The organism is Streptomyces sp. R35 (assembly GCF_041053035.1).
Lineage (GTDB): Bacteria > Actinomycetota > Actinomycetes > Streptomycetales > Streptomycetaceae > Streptomyces > Streptomyces lutosisoli.
Window position 1 is genome coordinate 4,305,350 of record NZ_CP163440.1, and the last position, 16,248, is coordinate 4,321,597.

At 68.5% G+C, this 16,248-nt stretch carries 17 protein-coding genes; 6 read left to right on the forward strand and 11 right to left on the reverse strand.

The features are described 5' to 3' along the window. The first annotated feature begins 110 nt into the window (after nucleotides 1–110). Both AB5J50_RS19735 and AB5J50_RS19740 read left to right on the forward strand, forming a co-directional pair. Nucleotides 111–1,397, forward strand: a complete 1,287-nt coding sequence (locus AB5J50_RS19735) for a PTS transporter subunit EIIC (RefSeq protein WP_369259782.1) — start codon at nucleotides 111–113, stop codon at nucleotides 1,395–1,397. Between the two features lie 249 nt (nucleotides 1,398–1,646). Beyond that, nucleotides 1,647–2,897, forward strand: a complete 1,251-nt coding sequence (locus AB5J50_RS19740; protein WP_369259783.1) for a PTS transporter subunit EIIC — start codon at nucleotides 1,647–1,649, stop codon at nucleotides 2,895–2,897. A gap of 110 nt (nucleotides 2,898–3,007) precedes the next feature. On the opposite strand, the gene AB5J50_RS19745 is transcribed toward AB5J50_RS19740, so the two are convergent. Beyond that, nucleotides 3,008–3,760 carry an MBL fold metallo-hydrolase gene (locus AB5J50_RS19745; RefSeq protein WP_369259784.1) on the reverse strand — a complete coding sequence of 251 codons (753 nt, stop codon included), beginning with the start codon at nucleotides 3,758–3,760 and terminating at the stop codon, nucleotides 3,008–3,010. Between the two features lie 260 nt (nucleotides 3,761–4,020). Between AB5J50_RS19745 and AB5J50_RS19750 the strand changes: the two genes are divergently transcribed. Then, nucleotides 4,021–4,479 carry a type II toxin-antitoxin system PemK/MazF family toxin gene (locus AB5J50_RS19750; RefSeq protein ID WP_369259785.1) on the forward strand — a complete coding sequence of 153 codons (459 nt, stop codon included), beginning with the start codon at nucleotides 4,021–4,023 and terminating at the stop codon, nucleotides 4,477–4,479. 207 nt (nucleotides 4,480–4,686) lie between these two features. Here the strand turns inward: AB5J50_RS19750 and AB5J50_RS19755 are convergent, their stop codons facing one another. The 7 genes from AB5J50_RS19755 to clpS all read right to left on the reverse strand — a co-directional run bounded on the left by AB5J50_RS19755 (nucleotide 4,687) and on the right by clpS (nucleotide 9,561). Further along, complete coding sequence (locus AB5J50_RS19755; protein WP_369259786.1) at nucleotides 4,687–5,637, reverse strand: PLP-dependent cysteine synthase family protein; 951 nt, start codon at nucleotides 5,635–5,637, stop codon at nucleotides 4,687–4,689. A gap of 17 nt (nucleotides 5,638–5,654) precedes the next feature. Then, complete coding sequence (locus AB5J50_RS19760; protein WP_327429044.1) at nucleotides 5,655–5,933, reverse strand: MoaD/ThiS family protein; 279 nt, start codon at nucleotides 5,931–5,933, stop codon at nucleotides 5,655–5,657. Between the two features lie 104 nt (nucleotides 5,934–6,037). Continuing rightward, nucleotides 6,038–6,139 carry a putative leader peptide gene (locus AB5J50_RS19765; protein WP_369259787.1) on the reverse strand — a complete coding sequence of 34 codons (102 nt, stop codon included), beginning with the start codon at nucleotides 6,137–6,139 and terminating at the stop codon, nucleotides 6,038–6,040. A 79-nt stretch (nucleotides 6,140–6,218) separates the two neighbouring features. Next, complete coding sequence (locus AB5J50_RS19770; RefSeq protein WP_369259788.1) at nucleotides 6,219–6,641, reverse strand: Mov34/MPN/PAD-1 family protein; 423 nt, start codon at nucleotides 6,639–6,641, stop codon at nucleotides 6,219–6,221. A gap of 99 nt (nucleotides 6,642–6,740) precedes the next feature. Next, the gene (locus AB5J50_RS19775; RefSeq protein WP_369259789.1) at nucleotides 6,741–8,219 is read right to left on the reverse strand and encodes an amino acid permease; all 1,479 of its coding nucleotides are present in this window, start codon (nucleotides 8,217–8,219) and stop codon (nucleotides 6,741–6,743) included. A 338-nt stretch (nucleotides 8,220–8,557) separates the two neighbouring features. Further along, nucleotides 8,558–9,163: a DUF2017 domain-containing protein gene (locus AB5J50_RS19780; protein WP_327429047.1), complete on the reverse strand. Its 606-nt coding sequence runs from the start codon at nucleotides 9,161–9,163 to the stop codon at nucleotides 8,558–8,560. A gap of 80 nt (nucleotides 9,164–9,243) precedes the next feature. After that, nucleotides 9,244–9,561, reverse strand: coding sequence for an ATP-dependent Clp protease adapter ClpS (gene clpS, locus AB5J50_RS19785; protein WP_327429048.1), 318 nt, complete (start codon nucleotides 9,559–9,561; stop codon nucleotides 9,244–9,246). A 111-nt stretch (nucleotides 9,562–9,672) separates the two neighbouring features. On the opposite strand from clpS, the gene AB5J50_RS19790 reads away from it, so the two are divergent. Together AB5J50_RS19790 and AB5J50_RS19795 are read left to right on the forward strand one after the other, a co-directional pair. Beyond that, nucleotides 9,673–11,001, forward strand: coding sequence for a nicotinate phosphoribosyltransferase (locus AB5J50_RS19790; protein ID WP_369259790.1), 1,329 nt, complete (start codon nucleotides 9,673–9,675; stop codon nucleotides 10,999–11,001). Between the two features lie 206 nt (nucleotides 11,002–11,207). Next, nucleotides 11,208–11,792, forward strand: coding sequence for an isochorismatase family protein (locus AB5J50_RS19795; protein WP_327429050.1), 585 nt, complete (start codon nucleotides 11,208–11,210; stop codon nucleotides 11,790–11,792). Between the two features lie 39 nt (nucleotides 11,793–11,831). Here AB5J50_RS19795 and AB5J50_RS19800 read toward each other — a convergent pair whose 3' ends face one another. Both AB5J50_RS19800 and AB5J50_RS19805 read right to left on the reverse strand, forming a co-directional pair. Next, a complete protein-coding gene (locus AB5J50_RS19800; protein WP_327429051.1) occupies nucleotides 11,832–12,167 on the reverse strand; it encodes a hypothetical protein in 336 nt (111 codons plus the stop codon). Nucleotides 12,168–12,288: 121 nt separating this feature from the next. Further along, the gene (locus AB5J50_RS19805; protein WP_369259791.1) at nucleotides 12,289–14,640 is read right to left on the reverse strand and encodes an immune inhibitor A domain-containing protein; all 2,352 of its coding nucleotides are present in this window, start codon (nucleotides 14,638–14,640) and stop codon (nucleotides 12,289–12,291) included. Nucleotides 14,641–15,083: 443 nt separating this feature from the next. Between AB5J50_RS19805 and AB5J50_RS19810 the strand changes: the two genes are divergently transcribed. After that, nucleotides 15,084–15,374, forward strand: coding sequence for a hypothetical protein (locus AB5J50_RS19810; protein WP_327429053.1), 291 nt, complete (start codon nucleotides 15,084–15,086; stop codon nucleotides 15,372–15,374). Nucleotides 15,375–15,460: 86 nt separating this feature from the next. Here AB5J50_RS19810 and AB5J50_RS19815 read toward each other — a convergent pair whose 3' ends face one another. Beyond that, a complete protein-coding gene (locus AB5J50_RS19815; protein WP_369259792.1) occupies nucleotides 15,461–16,162 on the reverse strand; it encodes an RDD family protein in 702 nt (233 codons plus the stop codon). Nucleotides 16,163–16,248 lie beyond the last annotated feature (86 nt).

Below are 16,248 nucleotides of genomic sequence, written 5' to 3' on the forward strand. Positions count from 1 at the left end.
GGTCATGTCGTACGTACCGAATGATGGCGATCACGACAGGACGACCGGTCGCCAACTGGTCTACACCAGTTGGCGGGCCGTCGCCAAACCGGCCCGCCCGGAGGACGCCCATGAGTGCCGACAGCGCCGTCTCCCCCGCGCGAGCCCGCTGGAATTCCGCCTTCCAGGGCCTGCAGAAGATGGGCCGCAGCCTCCAGCTGCCGATCGCCGTGCTGCCGGCCGCGGGCATTCTGAACCGGCTCGGCCAGCCGGACGTGTTCGGCGCGGACGGGCTCGGCTGGGACAACGTCTCCAAGGTGATGGGCGGCGCGGGCGGCGCGCTGCTCAGCGGCAGCCTCGGGCTGCCGATGCTGTTCTGTGTGGGCGTGGCGATCGGCATGGCGAAGAAGGCGGACGGCTCCACCGCGCTCGCGGCGGTCGTGGGTTTCCTCGTCTACTACAACGTGCTGCGCCAATTCCCGGATGAGTGCCCGTCCGGCTCCGTGGAGGTCAAACTCGGCTGCCGGGCGGCCGACAACTCCGTCGCGGAGTTCACGTACCAGAATCCCGGGGTCTTCGGCGGCATCGTCATCGGGCTGCTGGCGGCGTACTTCTGGCAGCGCTACCACCGTACGAAGCTGGTGGACTGGCTCGGCTTCTTCAACGGCCGCCGGCTGGTGCCGATCATCATGGCGTTCGTGGCGATGGCATTCGCCTCGCTGTGCGTGTGGGCGTGGCCGCCGATCGGTGACGGTCTGGAGAATTTCAGCGACTGGCTGTCGGGGCTGGGGGCCTGGGGAGCGGGCGTCTTCGGTCTGGCCAACCGGGCGCTGCTGGTGATCGGGTTGCACCAGTTCCTGAACGTGCCCATCTGGTTCCAGTTCGGCAGTTACACCAAGCCCAACGGCGAGATCGTGCACGGCGACATCAACATGTTCCTGGCGGGCGACCCGAACGCGGGCCAGTTCACGTCCGGGTTCTTCCCCATCATGATGTTCGCGCTGCCGGCCGCCGCGCTCGCCATCGCGCACTGCGCAAAGCCCCATCGCCGCAAGGAGATCGGCGGTCTGATGCTTTCCGTGGCGCTGACGTCGTTCGTCACGGGCATCACCGAACCGATCGAGTACTCCTTCCTGTTCATCGCGCCGCTGCTGTTCGTGATCCACGCAGTGCTCACCGGTGTCTCGATGGCGGTGACTTGGGGCCTGGGTGTGCACGACGGCTTCAGTTTCTCGGCCGGTCTGATCGACTACGTGATCAACTGGGGCCTGGCGACGAAACCCTGGGCGATCATCCCGATCGGGTTGTGCTTCGCGGCCGTGTATTACGCGATCTTCCGCTTCGCGATCATCAAGTTCGATCTCAAGACTCCGGGGCGGGAGCCCGAGGACGAGGTGGAGGACATCACCAAGGCGTAGGCCACGCGGCTCCCGTCTTCACGAAGGGCCCTCGGACCATCCGGTCCGGGGGCCCTTCGTCACGACTGCAACCACTCCCGGCCCCTTCTTCCAGTTATGGCCGAGCCCACAGAATTCGCGGGTTCCTTATCCCGCCTTCACCGTGCTACAACAGGTCTACACCACTGAGTGGTGTAGACCACGCGGATGCTGCCCACCCCCTTTCTTCACCCTTCCCGTCCCCCGGCAGCACCGGCACATGGAGGAACTATGAGCACCGCCAGCGCAACGGCGGCCCCCGCAAAGAAGCGGGGATCCGGTCTGTTCCAGGGCCTGCAGAAGGTCGGCCGCAGCCTGCAGCTGCCGATCGCCGTGCTGCCGGCGGCGGGCATCCTGCTCCGCCTCGGCCAGGACGATGTGTTCGGCAAGGACGGCCTCGGCTGGAACAAGGTCGCGGCCGTGTTCATGACCGCCGGCGACGCCGTCTTCAGCAACCTGCCGCTGCTGTTCTGCGTCGGCATCGCCATCGGTTTCGCCAAGAAGGCCGACGGCTCCACGGCGCTGGCGGCGCTGGTCGGCTTCCTGGTCTACAAGAACGTACTCACCGCGTTCCCGATCACCGACGCCAAGGTCACCAAGGGCGCGGACGTCGCCGCGACGTACAACGACCCCAAGGTCCTCGGCGGCATCATCATGGGCCTGATAGCCGCCGTCACCTGGCAGCGCTTCCACCGCACCAAGCTGCCCGACTGGCTGGGCTTCTTCAACGGCCGCCGTCTGGTGCCGATCCTGATGGCCTTCATCGGCACCGCGGTCGGCGTGTTCTTCGGTCTGGTCTGGGAGCCCATCGGCGACGTCATCACCAACTTCGGTGAGTGGATGACCGGCCTCGGCGCCGTCGGCGCGGGCATCTTCGGCGCCATCAACCGCGCGCTGCTCCCGGTCGGCATGCACCAGTTCGTGAACACCGTGGCCTGGCAGGAGATCGGCTCCTACAAGGACTCCGCGGGCGCCATGTGGCACGGTGACCTGCCGCGCTTCTTCCATGGCGACCCGACCGCCGGTCAGTTCATGACGGGCTTCTTCCCCATCATGATGTTCGCGCTCCCGGCCGCCGCCCTGGCGATCACCCACTGCGCCCGTCCCGAGCGCCGCAAGGCCGTCGGCGGCATGATGATGTCGCTCGCGCTGACGTCCTTCGTCACCGGTATCACCGAACCCATCGAGTTCGCGTTCATGTTCATCGCGCCGGTCCTGTACGTGATCCACGCGGTCCTGACCGCCCTGTCGATGGGCGTCACCTGGGCCCTGGGCGTGCACCACGGCTTCAGCTTCTCGGCCGGCGCCATCGACTACTTCCTGAACTGGAACCTCGCCACCAAGCCCTGGATGATCATCCCGATCGGTCTGGTCTTCGCGGTGATCTACTACGTGGTCTTCCGCTTCGCGATCATCAAGTTCAACCTCGCCACTCCGGGCCGCGAGCCCGATGAGGAGGTCGAGGACCTCACGAAGGCGTGAGCCGTCCGGTCATACGGCCGAAGGCCCCCGGAACCGATGGGTTCCGGGGGCCTTCGCGTGCGGATGAGTTGATGAGCGGATGGCCGATGAGCCGATGAGCCGATGAGCCGTCAGATCTCGTACGACAGCCCGGGCATCGCCAGTTCCGCCGGACCCGCGTACACCGCACGCGCGTCCTCCAGGTTGATCTGGGGATTCGTCCACGGCGGGATGTGGGTGAGCAGGAGGCGGCGGGCGCCGGCGCGGGCGGCGGTCTCGCCTGCCTCGCGGCCGTTGAGGTGGAGGTCGGGGATGTTCTCCTTGCCATGGGTGAACGCCGCCTCGCACAGGAACAGGTCCGTGTCGCGGGCGAGTTCGTCCAGGGCCTCGGTCACGCCCGTGTCCCCGGAGTACGTGAGGGACCCGCCCTCGTGCTCCACCCGGATGCCGTACGCCTCCACGGGGTGGCGCACCCGCTCCGTGTGCACGGTGAACGGGCCTATGTCGAACGTGCCCGGCTTGACCGTGTGGAAGTCGAAGACCTCGCTCATCGAGGAGGCGGACGGCGTGTCGGCGTACGCGGTGGTCAGGCGCTGTTCGGTGCCCTCGGGGCCGTAGACCGGGATGGGGGCGCAGCGGCCGCCGTCATGGCGGTAGTAGCGCGCGACGAAGTACGCGCACATGTCGATGCAGTGGTCGGCGTGCAGATGGCTGAGGAAGATCGCGTCGAGGTCGTAAAGACCGCAGTGGCGCTGCAACTCGCCAAGGGCACCGTTGCCCATGTCGAGGAGCAGCCGGAAGCCGTCGGCCTCTACGAGGTAGCTCGAACAGGCCGATTCCGCGGACGGGAACGACCCCGAGCAGCCGACGACGGTGAGCTTCATATGAGCTGGAACCTCCGCGCTGGCAGGAAGTGCAGAGAGTAAATGCGGGGTGCAGATACTCGGATGCAGATACGGGAACGGGGGTCGTGCGGTCCGTCGAGCGTAAGGCGCAAAAGGGCCGGTCGCTCCTCCGCCAGGGGCCGTTGTGGGCGAACTCACCTGTGCTGTCACCGGTTCGGATGGACGTGAGGTGGGCCGGACCTGCGCGGGTCCCTCGGGGCGGGGGGCGAGCGGGGATACGCGCCGGTACCTTCTTCGGTATGGACACGTCCTGGTGGCTCGCGCTCGCGGCGGTGGTGCTGCTCGCGCTGGTCGCGACGCTGGTGGACGGCTGGGGGCGCCGCGGGCGCCGGCCGGCCGGGCGTACGCGTCCGCCGGGGCGGGCGGGTGGGCGTCGGCGGGGGGCGCCGCGGCCTCGCCCTGCGGAGATCTGGTGGGCGAACGTGCCCTACGAGGACGGGCCCGGGGGTAAGGACCGGCCATGTCTGGTGCTTGCTGTGCGGGGGGATCGGGTGACCGTCGCGAAGATCACCAGCAAGTACCACGATGAGCGGGCCGGGGTGATTCCGCTGCCGCCGGGTGCCGTGGGGGATGCCCACGGGCGGGCCAGCTTCCTTGAGACGGACGAGCTGCGGGAGATGCCCGTGTGGGACTTCCGGCGGAAGGTCGGCGTGGTGGATCCGGTGCTGTGGGACCAGGTCCGCTACCTGGCAGGCTGAACGGGCGCTTTGTTCGCCCCCGCCGCCCCTACCCGTCCCATCCCTTCCTGGGGGCTGCGCCCCCAGACCCCCCTAAAAGATTGCGCAGTTCCCCGCGCCCCTTTTAGGGGCGCGGGGAACTGCGCAATCTTTTGGACCAGCCCCCATCCACCGGCACCCGACACACAACCGAACGGGGTCGAAGGGGCAGAAAGGCCGTTGGAGCCCTTACGCCCAGAGTTGGCCCTGCAGAGTCTCGATCGCTTCCTCTGTCGTCCTGGCGGTGTAGACGCCCGTCGAGAGGTACTTCCACCCGCCGTCGGCGACGATGAAGACGATGTCGGCGGGCTCACCCGACTTGACGGCCTTGTTGCCCACGCCGATCGCGGCGTGCAGCGCAGCCCCGGTGGACACCCCCGCGAAGATGCCCTCCTGCTGAAGGAGTTCCCGGGTCCGGGTCACCGCGTCCGCGGAGCCGACCGAGAAGCGGCTGGTGAGGACCGACGCGTCGTACAGCTCGGGAACGAAGCCCTCGTCGAGGTTGCGCAGGCCGTACACCAGATCGTCGTAGCGCGGCTCGGCGGCGACGATCTTGATGTCGGGCTTGTGCTCGCGGAGGAAGCGGCCGACGCCCATCAGCGTCCCCGTCGTCCCCAGCCCCGCCACGAAGTGCGTGATCGAGGGGAGGTCGGCGAGGATCTCGGGCCCGGTCGTCGCGTAGTGCGCGCCCGCGTTGTCGGGGTTGCCGTACTGGTAGAGCATCACCCAGTCGGGATGCTCGGCCGACAGTTCCTTGGCGACCCGTACGGCGGTGTTGGAGCCACCGGCTGCGGGGCTGGGGATGATCTCGGCGCCCCACATGCCCAGCAGGTCACGGCGTTCCTGCGAGGTGTTCTCGGGCATCACGCAGACCATGCGGTAGCCCTTGAGCTTCGCGGCCATGGCCAGGGAGATGCCGGTGTTGCCGGAGGTGGGCTCAAGGATCGTGCAGCCCGGCGTCAGCCGGCCGTCCTTCTCCGCCTGTTCGATCATGTGGAGGGCCGGGCGGTCCTTGACCGAACCCGTCGGGTTGCGGTCCTCCAGCTTCGCCCAGATGCGGACGTCCGCGGACGGCGACAGCCGCGGCAGGCACACCAGAGGGGTGTTGCCCACCGCGGCGAGCGGGGAGTCGTAGCGCATGAGGGGTCAGCAGCCGATCAGAACATGCCGCCGGCGACGGCCGGCAGGATCGTGACGCTGTCGCCGTCGGTCAGCTTGGTGTTGATGCCGTCGAGGAAGCGGACGTCCTCGTCGTTCAGGTAGACGTTGACGAAGCGGCGCAGCTCGCCGTTGTCCACGATGCGGGCCTGGATGCCCGCGTGCCGGGTCTCGAGGTCGGCGAAGAGCTCGGCGAGGGTCGCGCCGCCGCCCTGGACGGCCTTCTCGCCACCGGTGTAGGTGCGGAGGATGGTGGGGATGCGGACCTCGATGGCCATGGTTGCGGGCTCCTGTCGGGAGTAGTCAGTCGGTGGGCGCGCGGCAGCGCAGTACAGAGGTGGTGCGTGAGGCGCCGCGGCTCACGGCCGTACGGCGGCAGGGGTCAGCGCGGACAGATGGCGCTCTGCAGCCTGCACAGGTCGACGTGCAGCCGCGCCACGAGCAGCATGCCCGGCGTCTTGTCGCTCACGTCGTGGGAAACCATGGGCTCATCGTATCGATTCCCGGTCCGGGTCCCGGAGTGTGATCTCAGATAGTGGATGAATTCTGACCGAGTCCCGAGATCAGTAGCTTTCCACCACCCGGATCTCCTCCTCCGTCACGTCGCCCTCCACGATCCGGTAGGAGCGGAACTGGAACGGGCCGGCGTCGTCCGTGTCCGCCGTGGAGACGAGGACGTAGTGCGCGCCCGGCTCGTTCGCGTACGAGAGGTCCGTGCGGGACGGGTACGCCTCGGTCGCCGTGTGGGAGTGGTAGATGATCACCGGCTCCTCGTCGCGGTCGTCCATCTCGCGGTACAGCTTCAGCAGGTCGCCGGAGTCGAACTCGTAGAACGTGGGCGAGCGGGCGGCGTTGAGCATCGGGATGAACCGCTCGGGGCGGCCGGTGCCCACCGGGCCCGCGACGACGCCGCACGCCTCGTCTGGGTGGTCCTGGCGCGCGTGCGCGACGATCTGGTCGAAGAGGGCCTGGGTGATGGTCAGCATGTTCGTCAGGATAAGCAAAAGGCCTGCCCCGTACCGAAGGGTGGTACGGGGCAGCCCGCATGGTGAGCCGCTCAAGGAGCCCGGATGCTCACCGGATGCTCAGCCGACCTTCTCGAACTCCGGCTCGCGGCCCTCGCGGCCCTCGCGGCCCTCGGTGACCTGCGGGTTCCGGGCCTTCAGGATCGCCCAGCCGATGGCCAGGGCGGCGGCCCAGACGGCCATCACGTAGAGACAGACGCGGGAGTCGGGGTCGTACGCGATGAGGCCGGTGACGAAGAGCAGGAACACCACGGCGATCCAGCTGCACTTGGCGCCGCCCGGGGCCGGGAAGGAGGACGCGGGCAGCCGGCCCGCGTCGACCGCGCGGCGGTACAGGATGTGGCTGACCAGGATCATCAGCCAGGTCCAGATACCGGCTGCGGTGGCCACCGAGGTGACGTAGCCGAAGGCCTTCTCCGGGACGACGTAGTTCAGGACCACGCCGATGCCCATGAAGAGGACCGAGACGGTGATGCCGAGCGCCGGGGTCTTGCTGGCCGACAGCTTGCTGAAGGCGCGCGGGGCCTCGCCGCTCTCGGCGAGATTGCGCAGCATGCGGCCCGTGGAGTACATGCCCGAGTTGCAGGAGGACAGCGCGGCGGTGAGGACGACGAAGTTGACGATGCCCGCGCCCGCCGGGATGCCGATCATCGCGAAGGCCTTCACGAACGGGCTCACCCCCGGCGCGAACTCGGTCCACTTCACGACGCAGAGGATGACCGTGAGGGCACCGACGTAGAACAGCGCGATGCGCCAGGGCAGGGTGTTGATCGCCTTGGGGAGGGTCTTCTCGGGGTTCTCCGACTCGCCCGCCGTGACACCGACCAGCTCGACGGCCAGGTACGCGAACATCACGCCCTGGAGGGTCATCAGGGACGAGCCGATGCCCTTGGGGAAGAAGCCGTCGAACTCCCAGAGGTTGGAGACCGCGGCGGTGTCGCCGGCCGAGCTGAAGCCGAAGGTGAGCACGCCCAGGCCGATCACGATCATGCCGATGAGGGCGGTGACCTTGATCATCGAGGCCCAGAACTCGATCTCGCCGAACACCTTCACCGAGATGAGGTTGGCGACGAAGAGGACGACCAGGAAGACCAGGGCCGACACCCACTGCGGGATCGCCGGGAACCAGTAGTGGACGTAGATCGCGGCGGCGGTCAGTTCCGCCATGCCGGTGACCACCCACATCAGCCAGTACGTCCAGCCGGTGAAGTAGCCGAAGAAGGGGCCGAGGAACTCGCGGGAGTACTCCGCGAAGGAGCCCGAGACCGGGCGGTAGAGCAGGAGCTCGCCGAGCGCCCGCATGATGAAGAAGATGATCACGCCTGCGAGGGCGTACATCAGGATGAGGCTCGGTCCCGCCTTGGCGATGTTCGCCCCGGCGTTCAGGAAGAGGCCCACGCCGATGGCGCCGCCGATCGCGATCATCTGGACCTGACGGCTGCCGAGCCCGCGCTCGTACCCCTCTTCGGGGGCGTCGCCGTTCACGGCCTCACTGCCGGCACGGCCCTGATCGTGCTTACCGACCTGCGAGGAGGTCATGTGTGGTGCGCCTTTCTCCATGCCGATCCGAGCCAGTCCCTTGGCTTCGGATCGGTTTCCGATCCCCCCGGATAGGTGGAGCTGAGCGGGCGAGCCCGCTCGTGCCTGGCCAGCGATCCGCCGGCTCGGTGGCGCACCCGACCGGACATGGGTGGTGTCGGTCGGGCGGTCGTGAAGATTTATCACGGCCGCGACAGGGCACAGCGGTGGCCGATGTAAGGCACACCACAGGGAGAACCGGACAAACGACTGCCTAGGCGCGCACAACAGGCCACAGTGGTGACAGGATCGTTATCCGGATTTGAGCGTCCGCTGAGCGAACACCTGATCGGGATGAGTCAGGGCATAAGGGTTTCGACGAGGGTCTCCTGGAGCCCGCCCAGCCACAGATACGCCATCACCATCGGCTTGCGCGGATCCTCGTCCGGAAGCCGGTAGAGGAGGTCGGTGTCCTCCTCGTCGACGACGTCGAGCCGCGAGCCGATCGCCAGGCGCAGGTCGTTCAGGGCGCGCAGCCACTGCTCGGACTCCTCGGCGGACAGCTTGAGGACGGCGCCGCCGTCACCCCCCGTGGTGAGTGCGTCGAGGGAGCGGATCACCGTGAGGGCGTTCTCGCGCTTGGCCGCGCGCAGGTCGTTCTCGGTGAAGCGGCGGAACTCCGCGGAGTGCGCGCGCTGCTCCTCGGCCTGCTCGGGCGAGGTGGCCTCGACGTCGGGGCCGCTGTACGCGTCGGGGAACAGGCGCTTCAGCACGGGGTCGGCGGGCGGCTCGCTGGGGCCCTCCGCGAACAACTCGGCGAGCGGGTCGTCGGGGGCGTTCTCCGCAGGGCCGGGACCGATGAGCTCCAGGAGCTGGACGGCGAGGGAGCGGATGATGGAGATCTCGACCTCGTCGAGCGCGACGGCCGCGCCGCCGCCGGGAATCGGTTCGAAGTGTCCTGGCATGGGAGTGAGTTCGCTACTTCCGGTCCTGCGCCTGAATGTGCGGGCTGTACGGGCTGGGCGGACTGTACGGACTGCGCGGACTATTTCCGGTCCTGCTGGAGCGTGGCCCACAGACCGTAGCCGTGCATGGCCTGCACGTCGCGCTCCATCTCCTCGCGCGAGCCACTGGAGACGACCGCCCGGCCCTTGTGGTGGACGTCGAGCATGAGCTTGGTGGCCTTGTCCTTGGTGTAGCCGAAGTACGCCTGGAAGACATACGTCACGTAGCTCATGAGGTTGACCGGGTCGTTGTGGACGATCGTCACCCAGGGAACGTCGGGCTCGGGTACGGCGAAGACCTCCTCCGCCGACTCGGTCTTTTCGATCTCTAGGGGTGCGGGAGCCGTCACACCGCCCATGCTGCCACCAGAGGGGGGCACCCGCACAAATGGACCCCCGAAAACCGTACGGTCCGCGGAAACCGGACCCACAAATCGTCAAGGTGACGAGATGGGGGGTACGATCCCGTCATGAACACAGCGGACCTCGGGCTGCCGGTGGATGTTCCCTCGACGGCGCTCTTCACGGACCAGTACGAGCTGACGATGCTGCAGGCCGCGCTGGCCGCGGGGACCGCCGAGCGGCGCTCGGTCTTCGAGGTCTTCACGCGGCGGCTGCCCGACGGGCGGCGCTACGGAGTCGTGGCGGGCACCGGGCGCGTGCTCGACGCCGTCGAGAACTTCCGCTTCGACGCGGACGTCCTCGGCTTTCTGCGCGAGCGGAACATCGTGGACGAGCCGACCCTGGAGTGGCTCGCCTCGTACCGCTTCAGCGGCGATGTGTGGGGCTATCCCGAGGGCGAGGTGTACTTCCCGGGCTCGCCGATCCTGCGGGTCGAGGGCTCCTTCGCGGAGTGCGTGCTCCTGGAGACGGTGATCCTCTCCATCCTCAACCACGATTCCGCCATCGCCGCGGCCGCCTCCCGGATGGCCGCCGCCGCCGGTGACCGGCCGCTGATCGAGATGGGCGCCCGGCGGACGCACGAGCTGGCCGCCGTGGCCGCCTCGCGGGCCGCCTACGTCGGCGGGTTCGCGACGACCTCGGACCTGGCCGCCGGGTTCCGGTACGGGATTCCCACCGTCGGCACCTCCGCGCACGCCTTCACCCTGCTGCACGACCACGAACGGGACGCCTTCCAGGCCCAGGTGAACTCGCTCGGCCGGGGCACGACGCTGCTCGTGGACACGTACGACGTCGCCGAGGCGGTACGGATGGCCGTCGAGGTCGCGGGGACCGAGCTGGGCGCGGTGCGCATCGACTCCGGTGACCTGCTGCTCGTCGCGCACCGGGTGCGCCAGCAGCTGGACGAGCTGGGCGCGGCCAGGACGAAGATCACCGTGACCTCCGACCTGGACGAGTACGCCATCGCCTCGCTGGCGGCGGCGCCCGTGGACGCGTACGGCGTCGGCACCCAGCTGGTGACGGGATCCGGCCATCCCACCTGCTCCATGGTCTACAAGCTGGTCGCCCGCGCCGAGTCGGTGGACCCGAAGGCCCCGCTGCTGCCCGTGGCCAAGAAGTCGACCGGGGGCAAGACGTCCATCGGCGGGCGCAAGTGGGCCGCGCGGCGCCTGGACGAGCAGGGCATCGCCGAGGCCGAGGTGATCGGCACCGGGCCGGTGCCCGGTGAGCTGGCCGAACGGCAGCTCCTGGTCGAGCTGATCAAGGGCGGGCAGGTCGTCGCCCGCGAGCCCCTCGACGTCGTACGGGACCGGCACGCGGCGGCCCGTGCCAATCTGCCGCTGTCGGCGACGCAGCTGTCGCGCGGGGAGCCGGTGATTCCCACGGAGTACATCTGAGATGTCGGGGGTGAGCGGGGCGCGTGCGGCGCCGCGCATGAACCTCCGGTGAGCGGGAATGCAACGGCAGTGTGCCCGCACGGCTCGCGGAAGCCGGATACCCCCTCCCGCAGCGCACGTGAAGTCTCTAGGCTCGGTAGTTCATACATACGGCCGGGCCCGCACCCCTCCCCACCGAACCGCTGCCGAGCCGAAGGACACCGACCATGCGCCGCGCCTTGATCGTCGTAGACGTGCAGAACGACTTCTGCGAGGGCGGCAGCCTCGCGGTGGCCGGGGGTGCCGATGTGGCCGCCGCCATCACGGAGCTGATAGGGCAGGCCCCCGCCGGCTACCGCCATGTCGTCGCGACCCGCGACCTCCACATCGCCCCCGGCGGCCACTTCGCCGACAACCCCGACTTCGTCCACTCCTGGCCCGCGCACTGCGTGGCCGGCACGGAGGGGGTGGGCTTCCACCCGAACTTCGCCCCGGTCGTCGCCTCGGGCGCGATCGACGCCGTCTTCGACAAGGGTGCCTACGCGGCGGCGTACAGCGGCTTCGAGGGCGCCGACGAGAACGGGGTCTCGCTGGGCGACTGGCTGCGGGCCCGCCAGATCGACGAGGTGGACGTGGTCGGCATCGCCACGGACCACTGCGTGCGCGCGACCGCTCTCGACTCGGCGCGCGCGGGCTTCCGCACCCAGGTGCTCCTCGACCTCACCGCAGGGGTGGCCGAGGAGACGACGGAGCGGGCGCTGGAGGAGCTGCGGGCGGCCGGGGTGGAGCTCACGGGCAAGCCGGTGGTCTAGGACCTGTCGCAGGGCCCTACGAGGCCCTGTCGCGGGGGCCTACGCCGGTGCCGCCGGGCGTCTGAGGAGTGCTCTGATCGGGTGCCACAGCTCTTGCGACAGCTCCGCGACACCGTTGTCAGGAGCCATGCGCCATATCAGGCCGTCGGGGTGGTGCAGGACCGCGGTGACCTCGTCCGGGGTGGGGGGTGCCGCGTTGCCGCGGAGGTAGACCGCACGCAGGCCCAGGTTGCGCAGCCGCGTCAGGGCGCGGGCGCGGTTCTGGGCGAGGACCAGAAAGCGCACGCTGCCGCCGCCCGAGCCCGACGGGCTGGGCAGATTCAACGCCACCACCACGCTGCCGTTGGGCAGCTTGCAGAAACCTCCTGCGGCCATGCGGTCACACCCCCGTGCGAGTCAGCGTCAATAAGAAAACCACAGAACGCACCTAAACACGATCGGCGGCAACCCGCCAGAGGGTTGCCGCCGATACGCTTCTGACCTGCGGAAATACCGACTACTTCACCGCGGGGCCCACCTGGAGCGAGATCGTGGAGCCGTCGCGGGCCTCCTTGACGATCTTGATCTTGGTGTTGGTGTCAGTGATCTTGACACCGGCCAGCGGGGTGCTGTCGTCGTAGTAGGTGCTGGTGTGGTCGTTGAAGACCGGCACCCCCTTCGACGACGGGATCTTCGTCGCGACGTCCGCGCTGTGCAGCGTGATGCCGTCCGTGCGGTACAGGCTGAACGGCGAGTCGTACGCCTGGATACGGCTGCGCATCAGCGTGCCGTTCGACCACTTCAGCGCCGCCGGGTGCGAGTCGACCGGCAGGACCAGACCGACGCCCGGGTGGACGCTGGTGTTGTTGTCCGCCTGCGAGGTGTCCCACTTCCAGATCAACAGGCCGTTCTGGTACGGGTAGTGCTCCACCCAGTCCGGACGGGTCGTCGAGAAGCCGAAGTTGTACGGGCCGACCTTGAGGGTCTTGTCGTACGAGACGTACTGGCGGTTCTCCGCGAGGTAGTACTGCGCGTAGTCCTTGGTGAAGGACGCGCCGATGCGGGAGAAGCCGCTCGCCGTCCACGCCGCGTCCGCGCTCTCCGCGTTGTCGGAGAACAGGGCGGTGCCGTCCGCGGTCACGGTGATCTCGTCGGCCGCGAAGCCCTTCTGGGCCACGCCGCCGTCCGTCTGATAGCGGAAGCGGACGTCGACCTTCTGGCCCGCGTAGGCGTCGAGCGAGTACGACAGCTTCTTGTAGCCGTCGGCCGTGCCGGTGAGGGCGGGCTTGTCGCTGGCGTCGCGCGGGATGGCGGCGCCGTCCACCGTGCCGTCGAGCGCCGTCCAGTTGGCGCCGCCGTCCGTCGAGACCTCGGTGTAGAGGTAGTCGTAGTTCGCCTCGATGTCGTAGTAACCGTCGAGGGTCAGCGTCGCCGAGGACTTGCCCGTGAGGTCCACGGAACGGGTCAGCGTGTTCTTGAGGTTGTCACCGCTGCCGCTCCACCACTGCGTCGAGCCCTGGGCCGGGGCGACGACCGTGGTGGTGACTTCCTTGTCGGGCAGCGAGACCACGAGGGCCTGCTTGTTCTTGGTGTTGTACTCGGCGACACCCAGCTTGTGCTGGGACTTCGTCCCGGCCTTCGCGGTGTCGTAGTTGAGCCAGCCGAGCTGGAGCTTGTCCCAGGCGTTGAAGTTGCCGGGGAGGTCGCCGATGGCTTCCTTGCCGGTGCCGAGCCAGGAACCGGAGGACATCAGGGTCCAGAAGCCGGTGGAGTTCTCGCCGCCGCCGGTGGTGTCGTAGTGGTCCGGCAGACCGAGGTCGTGGCCGTACTCGTGGGCGAAGACGCCGAGTCCGCCGTTCTCCGGCTGGATGGTGTAGTCGCCGACCCAGATGCCGGAGTCGCCGATCTGGGCGCCGCCGAGCTTGTTGTCGGCCGGGCCCGTGGCGCCGGCGTCGGTGCCGAACGCGTACCAGCGGTGGGCCCAGATCGCGTCGGTGCCCTGGACGCCGCCGCCCGCGGACTCGTCCTCACCGGCGTGCACGATCTGGAAGTGGTCGATGTAGCCGTCGGGCTCGTTGAAGTTGCCGTCGCCGTCGAAGTCGTAGCGGTCCCACTGGTCGAAGTTCGCCAGGTCCGCCTTGATGGCCGCGTCGGTCGCCCCGGCCGCCTTCTGCTGGGCGACCCAGGCGGTCACGCCGTCACTGACGACGTTCCACACGCTCGGGCAGTTGGTGGAGCCGCACGCGTTGTTGCCGTAACGGGCCTCGTTGTAGGGGACCTTGACCCAGTCGGCGACCTCGCCGTCGACCGAGTAGCGGCCCGAGGACTGCTTCTCGTAGAAGGACTTCATCGACGCGGTGCCGGTACCGAAGTAGAGGTCCTGGTAGTGCGCCTGGTTGTAGTCCGCCTGCCAGGCCGTGCTGTTGTCCTTGGTGCGGTCGGGCTGGGCTATCTGGTTGTGCAGCGGGCCCGCCGTGCCGCCGGCCGTGCTGTCGGTCTTGTCGCCGAACTCGACCAGGATCGTGAAGATCTTGTCGGTCTTCTCACGGCCGAGCTCGACGTACTTGCTGTCGCCCTTCTTGCTCTTCAGCTGGACGACCTGCGAGCCGTTGCGGTCCTGGACCTTGGCGTCGCCGGATATGACCTGGTTCAGGGCCTCTTGGCGCTGAGCGGCCTGGGTCTTGCTGAGCGGGCCGTCGAGGTCGTGGTCGACGTCGGTCTTGGCCGGCTGCGGGTCGTGGCGCTCCACGCTCGCCGACGACGATGCGTCATCGGCCTGCGCCACGGCGAACGTCGAGAACGTGGCGGTGGCCGCCGCGAGGGCGGCGCCCACCGCGGTCGCTCTGAACGTCCATGGTCTGCTGGTCACTTGATGTCCTCCCCCGCGCCCGCTCACGCGGAGGGGGGATCCCGGTCTCGGATGTCCGCGCGCGTCCAACGCGATTCAAGTGACGACATTTGACCGGAGTTACCAAAGAAAAGACAGACCTTGACTTGAACCTGGCAAGTGCCTTATGCGGAGCGTATGTTCGCTATCCGGACGCCCCGCGAAGCCCCCAACAGGCGCGCCCGCATGTCCACTTGCTGGACGTGATGACTCCGTGCGCCCCCTGTGCTCCGGCACCGTGGGTAAGGTCACGCTTACCGGTCGTTCCACTCGGGCATGCAGGCGAATAGAGTCGATTGGCGGAGCGTCGGAAGTCGGCGGAAAGCCAAGCCGACACCGTTGTCTCACCCCCGATTCTTATCCGCACCCTCCCCCATCGCGAGAGGCACCCGGGGGGAGAACCCCCACCCGAGGACACGATTGCCATGCCTCGTCCGACCGCCGCACAGCTCGCCTACGGTTCCTGCACCGTGATCTTCTCCACCCTCGCCATGCTGCTGCTGTCTCAGACGAGTTCGGGCCTGGGGATCGCGCTGATCACCCTCTCGGCGCTCGCACTCGGGCTGCTCGTGGCCGTGACGGTCCCGCTGCCGAAGCCCGCACCGTCCGCCGCGGCGCCCACGCCGACGCCCGTGCCCGTCCCCGTGCCCCTCAGGGAGGAGCGGGTACCCGTCGCCGCGTCGTCCGAGTCCGTACGCGAACCGGCGGGACCGTGATGCGGCGAGTCCTCGTACGCGAACCGGCGGGCCCGTGAACCACGGACCCGCCGTTCGTCGCAGCGCTGCCACCGCCCTGCCGGGCGTCAACTGGTGCTGACCACCACCGTCTTGGCCGCCTTGTCGTGCAGACCCTGCTTGTAGGGCTTGTCGAAGAAGCTCCAGCCGCCCGCGATCGCGGTCCAGATACAGAAGCAGCAGAACGCGAACGGCAGCCACAGGACCAGCGAGCGCACCAGCATGGTCTGCGCGGAGGGCGTGGCGCCGTTGTCGAGGTTGGCCACCCGCAGGTTGAACACCCGCTTGCCCAGGGTCTGGCCCGACTTGCTCATCATCACGGTGTCGTAGGCGACGTAGAGAACGGCGGCGAGGACTTCCTTCCCGAAGGAATCGCCCCACTTGATCTTGTCCGAGTCCATTGTGTACTGGTGGAACCCGAACGCCCAGGACAGCAGCCACACCACGATGCCCACGAGGATCATGTCGATGATCCTCGCCAGCACCCGTTTGCCGCTGTCGGCGAGCGGAGGCATCCCGGCGAGCGGATCGCCGCCGTAGGGGCCGCCGGCGCCGTAGGGACCGCCGCCTCCGTAAGGGGGTGGCTGGCCGCCGCCGTACGGAGGCGGCTGACCGCCGGGCGGGGAGTCGTACGGGGAACCGCCGCCCGGAGGCGGCGGCGTGGGGCTGTCATAAGGGGAACCGCCGCCCTCGGCGGGCGGCGGCTGCTTCTTGAACGGGTCTTCGTCCGGTGGCTGGCCGGAGCCTGGGGGCGGCGGTTCGCTGCTCATGGCCCGAGTCGACCGCGAACCTCCCGGTTCCGCATCCGGCGAGCGGCCGTCCGGGGGACCCCGGTCGCCCTGTCCGTACGGCCGCG